The organism is Streptomyces sp. NPDC042102 (assembly GCF_055582305.1).
Map to the genome: position 1 here is coordinate 110454 of NZ_JBVJDL010000006.1, position 13638 is coordinate 124091.

The 13638-nt window shown below is 76.2% G+C and carries 10 protein-coding genes; 9 read left to right on the top strand and 1 reads right to left on the bottom strand.

Annotated elements, in window-relative coordinates:
- The 8 genes from ACZ6KO_RS24740 to ACZ6KO_RS24775 all read left to right on the top strand — a co-directional run bounded on the left by ACZ6KO_RS24740 (window position 1) and on the right by ACZ6KO_RS24775 (window position 10432).
- The gene (locus tag ACZ6KO_RS24740; protein WP_469306182.1) at window positions 1–1185 is read left to right on the top strand and encodes a glycosyltransferase; all 1185 of its coding nucleotides are present in this window, start codon (window positions 1–3) and stop codon (window positions 1183–1185) included.
- Window positions 1182–2711, top strand: a complete 1530-nt coding sequence (locus ACZ6KO_RS24745; protein WP_469306183.1) for an exopolysaccharide biosynthesis polyprenyl glycosylphosphotransferase — start codon at window positions 1182–1184, stop codon at window positions 2709–2711. Before ACZ6KO_RS24740 ends, ACZ6KO_RS24745 begins: the two co-directional genes overlap by 4 nt.
- A 2-nt stretch (window positions 2712–2713) precedes the next feature.
- Window positions 2714–4120, top strand: a complete 1407-nt coding sequence (locus tag ACZ6KO_RS24750) for an O-antigen ligase family protein (protein WP_469306184.1) — start codon at window positions 2714–2716, stop codon at window positions 4118–4120.
- 353 nt (window positions 4121–4473) lie between these two features.
- A complete protein-coding gene (murJ, locus tag ACZ6KO_RS24755) occupies window positions 4474–6183 on the top strand; it encodes a murein biosynthesis integral membrane protein MurJ (RefSeq protein WP_469306349.1) in 1710 nt (569 codons plus the stop codon).
- Window positions 6173–6961 (top strand): polysaccharide deacetylase family protein, encoded by a 789-nt coding sequence (locus ACZ6KO_RS24760; protein ID WP_469306185.1) that lies wholly within the window; start codon window positions 6173–6175, stop codon window positions 6959–6961. Before murJ ends, ACZ6KO_RS24760 begins: the two co-directional genes overlap by 11 nt.
- Window positions 6962–7014: 53 nt before the next feature.
- The gene (locus tag ACZ6KO_RS24765; RefSeq protein ID WP_469306350.1) at window positions 7015–8184 is read left to right on the top strand and encodes a glycosyltransferase; all 1170 of its coding nucleotides are present in this window, start codon (window positions 7015–7017) and stop codon (window positions 8182–8184) included.
- A gap of 122 nt (window positions 8185–8306) precedes the next feature.
- The gene (locus tag ACZ6KO_RS24770) at window positions 8307–9293 is read left to right on the top strand and encodes a YveK family protein (RefSeq protein WP_469306186.1); all 987 of its coding nucleotides are present in this window, start codon (window positions 8307–8309) and stop codon (window positions 9291–9293) included.
- On the top strand, window positions 9290–10432 hold the full coding sequence (locus ACZ6KO_RS24775; RefSeq protein ID WP_469306187.1) for a GNAT family N-acetyltransferase: 1143 nt from the start codon (window positions 9290–9292) through the stop codon (window positions 10430–10432). Before ACZ6KO_RS24770 ends, ACZ6KO_RS24775 begins: the two co-directional genes overlap by 4 nt.
- 5 nt (window positions 10433–10437) lie before the next feature.
- Here ACZ6KO_RS24775 and ACZ6KO_RS24780 read toward each other — a convergent pair whose 3' ends face one another.
- Window positions 10438–12009, bottom strand: a complete 1572-nt coding sequence (locus ACZ6KO_RS24780; protein WP_469306188.1) for a glycoside hydrolase family 26 protein — start codon at window positions 12007–12009, stop codon at window positions 10438–10440.
- A 152-nt stretch (window positions 12010–12161) separates the two neighbouring features.
- Here ACZ6KO_RS24780 and ACZ6KO_RS24785 point away from each other — a divergent pair, with 152 nt between their 5' ends.
- Window positions 12162–13580, top strand: coding sequence for a carboxylate--amine ligase (locus tag ACZ6KO_RS24785; RefSeq protein ID WP_469306189.1), 1419 nt, complete (start codon window positions 12162–12164; stop codon window positions 13578–13580).
- The last annotated feature ends 58 nt before the right edge of the window (window positions 13581–13638 follow it).

Below are 13638 nucleotides of genomic sequence, written 5' to 3' on the forward strand. Positions count from 1 at the left end.
GTGACCGTCTTCCATCTCGTCCAGCCCGTGGAGGGCGGTGTCGCCAGGGTCGTCACCGATCTCGTCCGCGCCCAGTCCGCCGCGGGCCTGCGCCCCGTCGTGGGCTGCCCGCGCGGCGGGCAGCTCGCCGAGGCGGCCCGCGCCGCCGGGGCCGAGGTGCTCACCTGGCGGGCGTCGCGGTCGCCGGGCCCGGGGCTCGCCGCCGAGGCGGTCGCCGCCGCCCGCCTGGTGCGCCGGGTCCGCCCCGACGTGCTGCACGCCCACAGCGCCAAGGCCGGCCTCGCCGGCCGCCTGGCCGTACGCGGCGCGGTGCCCACCGTCTTCCAGCCGCACGCCTGGTCCTTCGACGCGGTCGGCGGCACCACCGCCGCACTCGCCCTCAGATGGGAACGGTTCGGGGCCCGTTGGGCCGACCGGGTGCTCTGTGTCAGCGAGGCCGAACGGAGCGCGGGCGAGTCCGAGGGGATCACCGCCCACTGGTCGGTGATCCGCAACGGGGTCGACCTCGGCCACTTCCGCCCCGGCGGCCCCGACCCCGTCCACGACAAGGCACGGGCCCGCGCCGGACTCCCGTTGCCCGCCGGGTTCCGGGGCGAGGCGCCGCTGGCCGTGTGCGTCGGACGGCTGTGCCAGCAGAAGGGCCAGGACGTCCTGCTGCGGGCCTGGCCCGAGCTGCTCGCGACGGTTCCCGGGGCCCGGCTCGCCCTGGTGGGGGACGGTCCGGACGCCGAACGACTGCGGCGTACGGCCCCGCCCGGCGTGTTCTTCGCGGGCGCCGCCGCCGACATCCGACCGTGGCTTCGGGCCGCCGATCTCGTTGTACTGCCGTCGCGGTGGGAAGGCATGGCGCTCGCCCCGCTGGAAGCCATGGCCTGCGGCCGCCCGGTCCTGGTCTCCGACGTCAGCGGTGCCAGGGAGAGCCTGCCGCCCGGCCACGGCCGGCTCTGCCTGGTGCCGCCCGAGGACCCGGGCGCGCTGGCCAAGGCGCTGGGCGTACTGCTCACCGACCCGCGGCTGCTCGCCGAGCTCGGGGAGCAGGCCGGGCAGCACGCCCGGACCGACTTCGACGTGCGGCGGACCACGGACGCGGTCACCGGCCTGTACCACGAACTGCTGGGCAGGCCCTCCCCCAGGCTGCGCCGCGGGGATCCCCAGCCCTTGAACCAGGAGCGCATCAGCCGATGACGATGGACAGCGCACACGCACCCCACGCCGGGCGGGGCGGCGGCTCACCCGCCGCCGGACCCGCCGCGGGCCCTGCCTCCACCACTGCCGTCCGCCGTTCGGTGACCGCCATCCACCCCCCGCGCGGGCCCCGGGCCGACGCCTCCCGTCCGGCCGTACGGCCGCGGCGCGTCCGCCGCCGCGAGAGCGCCGTCCCGCTGCTGGCCACCGACGCGCTGGCCGCCGTACTGACCACGGCGGCCGTGCCCGGCCTGGACCTGCCGCGCGAGGCCGCCGCGCCCGTCGCGGTCCTGCTGGCCGCGCTGCACGCCCAGGCCGGGCTGTACCGGCAGCGGCTGGCGCCCTCCGCGCTGCTCGAACTGCCCGCGCTGGCCGGCCGGTCCGCCGTCCTGTGGTGCGTGACCGCGGCCGTCGTGGCCGCCGTCGACCCGCGCCAGGCCCTCGGCTGGGGCGCGCTGGCCACCGCCGCCTGCCTCCAGCTCGTCCTCGCCTGCTCCGGGCGCGGCCTGGTGCACCTGCTGCGCCGCCGCTCCGCCGTCCGCCGGCCCGCCTCCGCCCTCGTGGTCGGACCCGGGGCCGGGGCGAGCGTGGTGGCCGCCGCCCTGCACCAGCGCCGCGAGTACGGTCTGCGCCCGGTCGGCCTCGCCGACACCGGGGCCGCCGCCGGCGAGGGCTCCTCGGCGGTCGTGCCGGTGCTCGCCTCCCACGAGGACATCCGGCGGGCCGTCATCCAGAACTCGGTGCGGCACGCGGTGTTCACCCGGCCGCCCGAGGCCGACGAACACACCGCGTCGCTGGTCCGGCTCTTCCACGACCACGGCTGCCGGCTCTGGCTGGCCGACCCCGTCGGCACCGCGAAGATCACCGGGATGCGGGTGGCACAGCCCGCCGACCACCTCTGGGGCTTCGCCGTCCAGCCGCTGCTGCCGCGTCCGGCGCGGCCGGCGGAACGCTGGGTCAAGCGGGGCATCGACTCGGCCCTGGCCGCGCTCGCCCTGATGGCGGCCGCGCCCGTGATGGGGGTGTGCGCCCTGGCGGTACGGATCTCCGACGGCCCCGGGGTGATCTTCCGTCAGGAGCGGGTCGGGCTCTACGGGCGGCCGTTCACGCTGCTGAAGTTCCGTACGCTGCGCGCCGACGAGCACGAGTCCGCCACCCGGTGGACGGTGGCCGGCGACCGCCGGATGAGCGCGGTCGGCTCCTTCCTGCGCAAGTCCTCCCTCGACGAGCTGCCGCAGCTGTGGAACGTGGTGCGCGGGGACATGAGCCTGGTCGGACCGCGGCCCGAACGGCCCTTCTTCGTCGCGAAGTTCTCCTCGATCCACCCCGGCTACGAGGCCCGGCACCGGATGCCGGTGGGGATCACCGGCCTCGCGCAGATCAACGGGTTGCGCGGGGACACCTCGATCGAGGACCGGGCCCGCTTCGACAACCACTACATCGACACCTGGTCGCTGTGGCAGGACCTGTGGATCCTGGCCCGCACCGCGGCCTCCTTCTTCCGCTTCCGGCTGGGGGGCAGCTGATCATGGCCCTTGCCGTCTCCGGCGCGTACGCGCCCCCGCCCGCTCCCGGCCGCGGCGGGGCGGGCCCGCTGCGCCGCCACTGGCCGCTGCTCCCGCTCGTCGCGACCGTCCTGCTGCTCCTCGCACCGCTCCCGGCCGGTGACGCCACCGCGTCGGGCAAGGTGAGCCCGGCCGACGCGGCCTCGCTGCTGCTGGTGTTCGTCTGCGCCGTACGGGCGCTGCGGGGCGAGGTGCGCCGGCTGACCCCGGTGGGCGCGGCCGTCCTGGGGGTGCCGGCGCTCGGGCTGGCGGTCGCCACCGTCACCGCCGCGGACCCGTACGCGGCGCTGCCCGGCTTCGTGCGCTACCTCCAGGTGTTCGTGCTCGTCCCGGCGGCCGTGGTGCTGCTGGTGCGCGACGCGCGGGAGTTCCGGCTGGCGGCCGGGTGCTTCGTGGTCCTGGCCCTGGTCCAGGGCGCGGTGGGGGTCGTGCAGTACGCGACGCACACCGGCGCCTCGTACCAGGGCGAGGACATCCGGGCCGTGGGCACCTTCGGTCCCGGCGACGTCATGGGCATGGCCACCGTCGTCGCGTACGGACTGGTCGTGGCGGCGGCGGTGGCGCTGGCGCCGGGGACCGGCGTGCGCACCCGGCGCGTGGCCGGGGCGTGCGCGCTCGCCCTCGTCCTTCCGCTGGTCCTCTCCTTCAGCCGGGGCGCGTGGATCGCGACCTTCGGCGCGGCGCTGGTGGTCATGCTGATGGCCGGCGTGCGGCGGGCGCTGAAGGTGCTCTGCGCGCTGGTCGCGAGCGGCGTGGTGCTCGTCGGCGGCCTCGGCGTCGGTTCGGACATGGTCGCCGAGCGGCTCACCTCCATCACCCAGGTCGGCTCGGCGCCCGACCAGTCGGTCACCGACCGGTACACCATGTGGGCGGCCGCCTCCTCGATGTGGAGCGAGCACCCGGCGGTGGGCGTGGGCCTCAAGGGCTTCCCGGCGCACCGGGACGGGCACTCCTCGCTGGGGCTGTCCTCGGGCAGCGACACGGCGGGCGCGGGCCAGGCGTACCTCCGCCAGCCGCTGCTCTCCCCGCACAACATGTACCTGCTGATCCTCAGCGAGCAGGGGCTGGTCGGCCTGATGGCCCTGGCGGGCGGCTGGGCGGTGCTGCTGGCCGCGGGCCTGCGCCGCGCCCTGCGCCCGGACCCGGCGGCGCGGCGCATGCGCGACTGCGGTCTGATCGCGGCGGGGCTGTTCATCTGGCAGCTGACCGACTTCCTGTACGCCGACATCGGCGGCCCCTCGACGGTCCTCACCGGAGTGATCATCGGCATGGCCGCGTGGTGGGCCCTGACGGGTCCCGGTGACGGCGGACGTGAGGGCGCCGTCCCGGTGGGCGGCCGGCGGGCCCGTGAGGGTGCGGCCACCCGGTGACCGATACGACGCCCCTCACGGGCGCCCGGCGGCCCGGCCCCGGCCATCAGGCCGGGCCGGGCCCCGCCCGCGTTCAGGCCACCGCCGTCGCCCCGGCGGCCGCCGCCGCTTCCGCCGCCGTTGCCGCCGCCGCGGAGGCCGGCGCACGGCAGGCGCCGCCCGCGGGCAAGCAGCCGTCCGGTCCGGGGCCGCACCCCGCGACGGCCCGGGGCGCCCAGGCCCCCGGGGTGTTCGGGACGCGGGCCGGCGTCCGGGTCGTGGCGTCCGGGGGCGCCACCCTGCCCGGCGCCCCGCCGGACCGCCCGCGCACGCCGCCCGCCCGCCCGGCGGGATCGGTGACCGGGGCCCGCGGGGTGGTGCCCGGGGGCGGCGGCCGTGAGAGTGGAGTGCGTGCGGCGGGATCCGGGGGCGGGGCCCCTGCGGCGGCGCCCGTGACCGGGGCCCGTGCGGGCGGGGCCACGGGGGGCGGGGCCGCGCCGCTCGGGCGGTTCCTGGCCAAGGCCGCGGCCGTCACCGCCGGACTGACCGCCGCCGGCGCGGTGTTCGGGCTGGTGCGCGACCAGGCCATTGCCCACCTGTTCGGCGCCGGGCACGACAGCGACGCCTTCCTCATCGCGTGGACCGTGCCGGAGATGGCCTCCACGCTGCTCATCGAGGACGCCATGGCGCTGCTGATGGTGCCCGCCTTCAGCCACGCCCTCGCCCGGCGGGCGGCCAGCAGGGCCGGGCTGACCCGCAAGGAGGCGCGGGTACAGGACCCGGTGCGGCTGCTGGTCGGGGCCACGCTGCCGCGCCTGCTGGTGTTCCTGGCGGCCGTGGCCTCCGTCCTCGTCGTCGCCGCCCCCCTCGTCGTCGGGGTGCTGGCCCCGGGGCTGCCGGATCCCGGCCTCGCCGTCCAGTGCACCCGGCTGACCGCCCTCACCGTCCTGACCTTCGGCATCGCCGGGTACTTCAGCGCCGCGCTGCGCGCCCACCGGTCCTTCCTGCCCCCGGCGGCGATCTACGTCTCGTACAACGTCGGGATCATCGGCACGATGATCGCCCTGCACGCCGTGTGGGGGGTGCGGGCGGCCGCCGCCGGGGTGGCGTGCGGCGGGCTGCTGATGGTCCTCGTCCAACTGCCCGCCTTCGTCCGGCACGTGGGCTTCGGGCCGTCGCGGGCCCGGGGAGCCAGCCGCCGCCAGCGGGACCGGGACCGGCCCACGCTGCTGGCGCTCGGGATGATCGCGCCGGTCATCTTCTTCGCCGTCTTCCGGCAGTCGCAGGTCCTCGTCGAACGCTTCCTGGCCGCCTCGCTGCCGCCCGGCGCCATCTCGCACCTCAACTACGCGCAGAAGGTCGCGCAGATGCCGATGGTGCTGTCCCTGATGATCTGCACCGTCACCTTCCCCGTCGTCGCCCAGGCCATGGCCGGCGGCGAGCGCGAGAAGGCCCGGCGGCGGGTCGAGCAGGACCTGACGCTGGCCTCCCTCGCCGTCCTCATGGGCACCGCCCTCGTCATCGGCTACGCCCCGCAGATCATCCAGGTCCTGTTCGAGCGCGGTGCGTTCACCCACGCCGACACCCTCACCACGGCCTCCGTGATGCGCGTCTATGCGATCGGCCTGCTCGGCCACTGCCTGGTCGGGGCGCTGTCCCGGCCCTTCTTCTCCACCGCCCGCCCCACCTGGTTCCCGGCCCTGGCCATGGGCTGCGGACTCCTCGTCAACATCGTGGCGGGGGCCTTCGCGGTGGGCTGGTGGGGCACGTACGGCATCGCCGCCGCCAACGCCGCCGGCATCTCCACCACGGCCGTGCTGCTGCTCACCGGGCTCGGCTCGCGGATCATCGCGATCCAGGTCCGCCGGGTCGCCATCAGCCTCGGCCGGCTCTCCGTCGCCGCCGTCACGGCCTGCGCCACCGGCTGGATCGCCGGCCCCATGATCCCCGACCCGCTGCTCAGCGCCGCGCTCGGCTGCCTGCTGGTCCCGGCCATGTTCGGGGCCTCCGGCATGGCCATACGGGCGCTCGAGATCACCGCCCTGCCCACCCTGATCATCCAGAGGTTCCGCAATGTCCGCTGACACCGACACGGCGTACGCCACCGCCGCGTCGCAGGCCCCCTCCGCCCGCCGCCGGGCGGCGGCCCCGTGGGTCCTCATGTACCACTCGGTCGCCGAGTTCACCGACCCCTCCGAGGACCCGTACGGCATCACCGTCACCCCCGCGGCCCTGGAGGCGCAGCTGCTGTGGCTGCGCGCCCGCAAGCTGCGCGGGGTGTCCGTCGGTGAGCTGCGCGCCGCCCGCGCGGCCGGACGCGGCGCCGGACTGGTCGGGCTGACCTTCGACGACGGCTACACCGACTTCCTCGCCGAGGCGCTGCCGCTGCTGCGCCGGCACGGCTGCACCGCCACCCTGTTCGTGCTGCCCGGCCGGCTCGGCGTGGACAACGTGTGGGACCCGCTGGGCCCGCGCAAGGCGCTGCTGACCGCCGAGGGCATCCGCGAGGTCGCCGCCGCCGGGCAGGAGATCGGCTCGCACGGGCTGCTCCACCAGCACCTGAGCGGCCTGCCCGACGACGTGCTCCAGCAGGAGCTGCGCGGCAGCCGCGAACTGCTCCGGGAGATCACCGGCCGGCTGCCCGAGGGCTTCTGCTACCCGTACGGCACCCTCGACGCCCGGGTCGTCGAAGCCACCCGCGCGGCCGGGTACGGCTACGCCTGCGCCATCGACCCCGGGCGGCTCGCCGGCCCGCACGCCATGCCGCGCACCCACATCAGCCAGGCCGACGGGCCGGGCCGGCTGCGGATCAAGCGGCTGCGCCACCAGGTGCACGCGCTGCGCCGGGCGGTGCGGCGGTGACCGCGCCGGCCGCCCCCGGGACCCCGGACGCGCCCGCCGTGTCCGGGCCGGACGTGAAGGCGCTGCACATCATCACCGGGCTCGGCGTCGGCGGGGCCGAGCAGCAGCTGCGGCTGCTGCTGCGCCATCTGCCGATGCGCTGCGACGTGCTGACCCTGACCAACCCCGGGCCGGTCGCCGAGGGGCTGCGCGCCGACGGCGTGCGGGTGGTGCACCTCGGGATGCGGGGCAACCGGGACCTGGGCGCCCTGCCGAAGCTGGTGAGGTTCATCCGGCGCGGCCGGTACGACCTGGTGCACACCCATCTGTACCGGGCCTGCGTGTACGGGCGGCTCGCCGCCCGGCTCGCCGGGGTCGGGGCGACCGTCGCCACCGAACACTCCCTGGGCGAGGGCGAGATCGAGGGCCGGCCGCTGTCGGGCGGGGTCCGTGCGCTGTACCTGGCCAGCGAGCGGCTGGGCGCGGCCACCGTCGCCGTCTCCGACACCGTGGCCGCGCGGCTGCACGGCTGGGGCGTGCCCGCCGCGCGCGTGCATGTCGTACCCAACGGGATCGAGGCCGTCCGCTTCCGTTTCGATGCGGGCGTGCGCCGGGCCACCCGGATGCGCACCGGGCTGCCCGAACGGGCCTTCGTGGTCGGCGGGGTCGGCCGGCTGGTCCCGGGCAAACGGTTCGACGTCCTCGTACGGGCCGTCGCGGCGCTCCCCGGCGCGCACCTGCTGCTCGTCGGGGACGGGCCCGAGCGTGCGGCGCTGCGGCGGCTGGCCGCCGAGCTCGGCGCGCAGAGCCGGATCCACCTGCTGGGCGAACGCGACCCGCTGGGCGACAGCGCCGACGGCCGTACCCCGGGCATCCCGGCGCTGCTCGCCGCGATGGACGTGTTCGTCTCGCCCTCCCGCGAGGAGGCCTTCGGCCTCGCGGTGGTCGAGGCGCTCGCCGCCGGGCTGCCGGTCCTGCACGTCACCTGCCCCGCCATCGACGACCTGCCCGCCGCCCAGGCCCCCGGCGCCCGCCGGATCGGCACCGGCACCGAGGAACTCGTCGCCGCCCTGCGCGGCCACATGGAGGCGGGCGCCACCCGGCTGCCCCCGCCACCGGTGGTGCGCCACTACGACATCGCCCGCAGCGCCGAGCAGTTGCTCGGCGTGTACGCCCGGGCCCTCGGGCCGTCCCGGCCCGTACCGGACCTGCCGCGGCCGGCGGACCCGGCCGGCCGGGCCTGACAGGCCGGGCCCGACCGCGCGGCCGCCGCCCCCGGCGGTCCGGCACCGCAGATCCGCCCCAGACCTGCCCCCGCGGGGGCGCCGAACGAGACGAACCCCTCCACGAGGAAGAGATCACGCACATGGCCGACACCGCCGACCGCAAGAGCACGGATCGCACGAGCACGGATCGCAAGAGCACCGAGGGCACGAGTACGGAGCAGAAGAAGGCCGACACCACCGGGCCGGGGTCCGAGCCGCGGGACGAGTCCGGGGACGGGGCGCGCGCCGAGGCGAAGCGGGGCGAGGGACGCGGCGAACGGCGTGCCGAGCGCCGGGCCGAGCGGCGCGCCGAGCGCGCCAAGGAGGGCCGCGCCCGGTCGGCCGGCGGCGGACCGCGGGGCCGGCTGCGGGTGCCCGCGTGGTGGCCGCTGCCCGCCTGCGCCGTGCTCGGGCTCGCGCTGGGCGGGGCGTACGGGGTGCTCAAGGCCCCCGAGTACGCCGCCACCAGCTATGTCGTCGCCGTCCCCGACGAGACCACCGAACCGGCCACCGCCCTCGGATTCGCGCAGGCGTACGCCCGGATCGCGACCAGCAGCTCCACGCTCGCGTACGCCCAGCCGCGCGCCGGGCTCCCCGAGCGGCAGCTGCGCGCGCAGGTGCGGGCGGAGACCTCGCCCGAGTCCCCGATGATCGCCATCACCGGCACCTCCTTGCGCCCCGCCCAGGCCGCCGACATCGCCAACGCGGTCGCCGACGCGCTCTCCCTGAGCAGCAATCAGGCCGCCAAGAACACCGGTGTGCAGCTGCTGCTGTTCAACCAGGCCGTCACCCCGACCGACCCCGCCTCCCCGTCCGCCCCGATCAGCGCCGCCGTCGGCCTGTGCGCGGGCGGGCTGATCGGGGGCCTGTGGCTGCTGGTCGGGCCCGGCCGGGGCCGCCGCCGGGACCGGCAGCAGGAGCTGGAGCCGGAGCGGGGACCGGTGCGCGAGCAGGAGCGCGAGCGGGTGCGCGAGCAGGAGCAGGAGCCGGTCGTGGAGTTCGTGACCTCGCTGCCTGCCCAGGGCGACCACGGCGATCACGGCGACGCGGCCGTGGGCTCCGTGAAGGAGAAGGAGTCCGTGCGATGAGCGGGGGTGCCGCCGGTGCCCTGTCGGTGACGCTGTGCCGCGACCCGCGCCAGTTCGCCGCCCTGGAGGAACCGTGGAACCGGCTCGTGCGGGCGTGCCCCACGGCCACCCCCTTCCAGAGCCACGCCTGGCTGCACTCCTGGTGGCTGAGCTACGGCCGCGAGGGCCGGCTGCGGCTCGTCCTCGTGCGGCGCGGCGGCGTACTGGTCGGTGCGGCCGCCCTGATGCTCGTCCACCGGCCGCTGCCCCGGCTCGTCCCGCTCGGCGGGGGCATCACCGACTACTTCGACGTACTGGTGGACCAGGAGCACGCGGACCAGGTCGTCGCCGCCCTCGCCCGGGGGCTGCACCGCGCCGCCCGGCGGGCCGTCGTCGACCTGCGCGAGGTGCGGCCGGGGGCGGCCGCCGAGGGGCTGTACCGGCACTGGCCGGGCGTCCGGCGCCGGCTCGCCGACTCCACGTGCATGGAGCTGCCCACGCTGCCCTTCGACGAGCTGGTCAAGCGGATGCCGACGGCCGGCGCCCAGCGGGTGCGGGCCAAGCTGCGCAAGACCGACGCGGCGGGCCTTCAGGAGCACGAGGTCACCGAGCAGGAGGTGCCGCGCGCGGTACGGACGCTGCTGCGGCTGCACGAGCAGCAGTGGCGGGGGCGCGGGGTGACCCCCGAGCACCTCAAGCCGCGGTTCGCGGAGCACCTGACCCGGGCCACCCGGCGGATGGTGCGCAACGGTGACGGCCGGCTGACCGAGTTCCGGCTGGAGGGGAAGGTCGTCGCGGCCAACGTCACCCTGCTGTCGGCCGGGCTGAGCGGCGGCTACCTGTACGGCGCCGACCCGGAGCTGCGGACGCGGAAGGTGGACGTCGCCACGCTGCTGCTGCGGTACGAGGCGGGGCGGGCGCTGGCCGAGGGCCGGCCGGTGGTGAGCTTCCTGCGCGGCAACGAGCCGTACAAGAACCACTGGCGGCCCGAGACGGTGGTCAACCAGCGCTTCCTGCTGGCGACGGCCGCGCTCGCGCCCCTGCTGCGGCTGCACGAGTCGCAGGTGGCGGGGCGCGAGCGGGCGGTGGGCGTGCTGCGGGAGGCGCTGCCGGCCGCCAGGGACTGGCGGGCGCGGCTGGCCGAGCTGCGGGTGCGATGACCCTGCTAGAACGGCCAGAAGCTGTCCTTGCCGAGGTCGAAGCCGACGTCGAACCTGATGCAGACGGACTGTTTGCCGAGCAGCTTGGAGAGCCACTCGCCGAAGTTGACCGGGATGCACCACTGCCGGCTGTTGGGGACGGGTGTGGTCGGGGCCGGGTCCGGCGTCGGCAGGGGGCTGGGCGTCGGACTCGGCGTGGGGGTCGGGGTGGGCGCCGGGGCCGGGACCTCGGTCGCCGGGCCCGGGGTGGGCTGCGCCACGTCGGAGGGTGTGGGCGCGGGTGTGGGAGTGGGGGCCGGCGTGGGGGTCGCGGCCGGCTCCGGCGTCGGGTCCACGGGTGTGGGCGTGGGCGTGGGCGTCGGGGCCGGGGCCGGCTCCGGAACCTCGGGGCTCGGGAGCACCTCGGTGGGGGTCGGGGCCGGGACCACGGGGGTGGGCGTCGGGGCCGGGGTCGGCGTCGGGACCTCGGGTGCGGGGACCGGGGTCGGGGTCGGGGTAGGGACGCTCGGGGTCGGGACCTGGGGCGTCGGGATCTGGGGCGTCGGCACCACCGGGGTGGGCACGCTCGGGGTCGGGACCTGCGGCGTCGGCCGCGGCAGCGGCGCGGGCCGCAGCGCTTCCCGGAACACCTGCGACGAGCGGGGGTTCTGCTTGCACTGCCACACGCCGTGCGGGCAGTAGTCGGTGATGGTGTGGTAGAGCGGCTGGTGCTGCTCGATCCACCGCAGCATGCGCCGTACGTACTCCGGGTTGTCGCCCCGCCGGTACAGCCCCCACTCCGGGTACGAGATCTCTTTGCCGTGCATCTTCGCGAAGTCGACGTGCGCCTGGAGTCCGTACGGCTGGGTCACCTGGTCGTCGAACGTGTCGCCGGGCGCCTGGTCGTAGGAGTCCATCCCGATGATGTCGACGACGTCGTCACCGGGGTAGCACTGGGTCCAGCCGATGGCGTCCTTGCCGCGGTTGGGCGCGAAGTCGAACGTGAAGTCCTGGTCCTCCACCGACCGCATGGTGGTGACGATCCGCCGCCAGTACGCCTTCCAGTTCTCCGGGTCCGGCGCGCAGCGGTGGGTGTAGGTGACGCCGTTCATCTCCCAGCCCAGGACGATGACCGTGTCCTCGACCCCCAGGTCCACCAGCCGCTCGGCGAGCGTGCGGAAGTGGTGGTCGAAGCGGCCCTCGGCGCCGGCCCGGATCAGCCGCGCGACCTCGTGGTCGGGGACCCGGCCCTCGTTGCGTTCCTGCATGGGCACGTTGAGGACGAACATCCGGTCGGCCTTGGCCTGCCGCCAGCGCGCCCAGTCCTCCAGGAAGTCCGGCGCGCCCTCGATGTTCGACCAGAGGTCCCCGGGCAGATACGTGTGCCCGACCCGGATCTCCCGGCCGCCCAGCCAGCTCGACAGGTACGGGATCCGGGCCACACCGGCGGGACCGTAGTCGAGATAGGCGCCCATCGCGATGTCGGAGGCCGTGGAGGCGTCTTCGTCCGGGGTCGCGAGCGCGGCGCCCGAGACCAGCAGTCCGGCCGCGACCGTGCCGATGCAGGTGCTCGTCAGTCTGCGGCGTGGTCTGGGCATGGCGTCTCCTCCCGGGCCTCCCGAATCGGGGTGCTCCTGAACGACGTTAGGCATCAGATCTGATGAATGGCCTGTCCGGCCGCCGCTGCGTAGGCCATTCGCAGCTGCACACACACTCCGCTTGGTCCGACTAGGTGAAAGACAGCGTTCCCATGCACGCGTATGCCAGTCCCACGCCCGCCGTTCTGCTCAGACTCGACCGGAATCCGTTCCACCACGGAACCCTCGGCGCCGTCAGATCCCTTGGGCGCAAGGGCGTGGAGGTCCATGCCGTCGTCGAGGCCGGGGGAGGTCCCATGGGGCGATCGCGGTACCTGCGCGCCGTGCACGCCGGTCCCGCTGGCGGGCTGGACCCCGAACGGCCCGAGGTGCTGCTGGAATGCCTGACCGGGGTCTCGGAGCGGATCGGGCGGCCGGCGGTGCTGATCGCGATGGACGACCTGAGCGCGATCACGGTGGCTCGGCTCGGCCCCGCACTGGACGGCAGGTTCCGGATCCCCCGGCAGCCGGACCGGTTGCCGGAGCGGGTGGCCGACAAGGCGGAACTGGCCCGGCTGTGCGCGCGTTGGGACATTCCGCACCCGGAGACGGTGGTGCCCGCCGGCGCGGCGGAGGCGGCCGAGACGGTGTGGCGGCTGGGACTGCCGGCGGTGGCCAAGTGGAGCCGGCCGTGGCTGCTGCCGCCCGGCCGCGGGCTGCGCAGCACCACGCTGGTGCACTCGGCCGCCGAGGCGCGCCGGCTCTACGAGCGGTCGGCGGAGGCGGGCAGCGCGCTGCTGCTCCAGCGGTTCCTGCCGGCCGGGCCCGACACCGACTGGTTCTTCCACGGCTGCTTCACCGGCGGCGGGCGCCCGCTGCTGGCCGGGTCCGGCCGCAAGGACCTGTCCTGGCCGGTCCGTACGGGACTGACGGCGGTCGGCCGGTGGCTGCCCGACCCGGCGGTGGAGGAGGCCGGACTGCGGCTGGCCGCGCGGCTGGGCTACGAGGGGATCCTCGACCTCGACTTCCGCCGCGACGAGGACGGCTGCTTCCGCCTGGTGGACTTCAACCCCCGGCCGGGCGCCCAGTTCCGGCTGTTCACCGACGCCGACGGGCTGGACGTCGTCCAGGCCCTGTACCTGGACCTGACGGACCAGCACGTGCCCGCCCCCTCCGGCGGCCCCGGCCGGGTCTTCGTGGCGGAGAACTACGCGCTGCTGTCCGCGCTGCGCGGCGGGCTGCCGGCGCGCCGGCCGGCCCGGGGCGCTCCCGGTGCCGGGGCACCGCGGGCGCGGGGCGGCGCGGGACGGGGATCGGGGGCGGTCCGGGGCGCGCGACGCGCGGAGCGGGGGCGCATCGAGGCGGCGTGGTTTGCGGCGGATGATCTGTGGCCATTCATCGCGATGATCGCCGCCTTCCTCGGGCGCGGGGCGCGCAAGGGGGCGCGTGCGGTGTGGAGCGTCGTGCGCGGGTTTCCCTCGCGCGGGCGCCGCACGGCGCGCGCGGTGGTGCGCGCGCCCCGGCAGCGCGGCCGCGCCGACCGGCAGCCCGTACCTCCGGCTGCCGAGCCGGACGAGCTGGTGGCCCGATGACCTGGTCCGTCCCCTGAGCGGGACGTGCCCCGAGACCTGAAGGAGGACCCCGTGAGGC

Coding starts and splice junctions, on each gene's coding strand:
- ACZ6KO_RS24745 (WP_469306183.1), top strand. CDS start 1,182: ATGACGATGGACAGCGCACACGCACCCCACGCCGGGCGGGGCGGCGGC.
- ACZ6KO_RS24750 (WP_469306184.1), top strand. CDS start 2,714: ATGGCCCTTGCCGTCTCCGGCGCGTACGCGCCCCCGCCCGCTCCCGGC.
- ACZ6KO_RS24760 (WP_469306185.1), top strand. CDS start 6,173: ATGTCCGCTGACACCGACACGGCGTACGCCACCGCCGCGTCGCAGGCC.
- ACZ6KO_RS24770 (WP_469306186.1), top strand. CDS start 8,307: ATGGCCGACACCGCCGACCGCAAGAGCACGGATCGCACGAGCACGGAT.
- ACZ6KO_RS24775 (WP_469306187.1), top strand. CDS start 9,290: ATGAGCGGGGGTGCCGCCGGTGCCCTGTCGGTGACGCTGTGCCGCGAC.
- ACZ6KO_RS24780 (WP_469306188.1), bottom strand. CDS start 12,009: ATGCCCAGACCACGCCGCAGACTGACGAGCACCTGCATCGGCACGGTC.
- ACZ6KO_RS24785 (WP_469306189.1), top strand. CDS start 12,162: ATGCACGCGTATGCCAGTCCCACGCCCGCCGTTCTGCTCAGACTCGAC.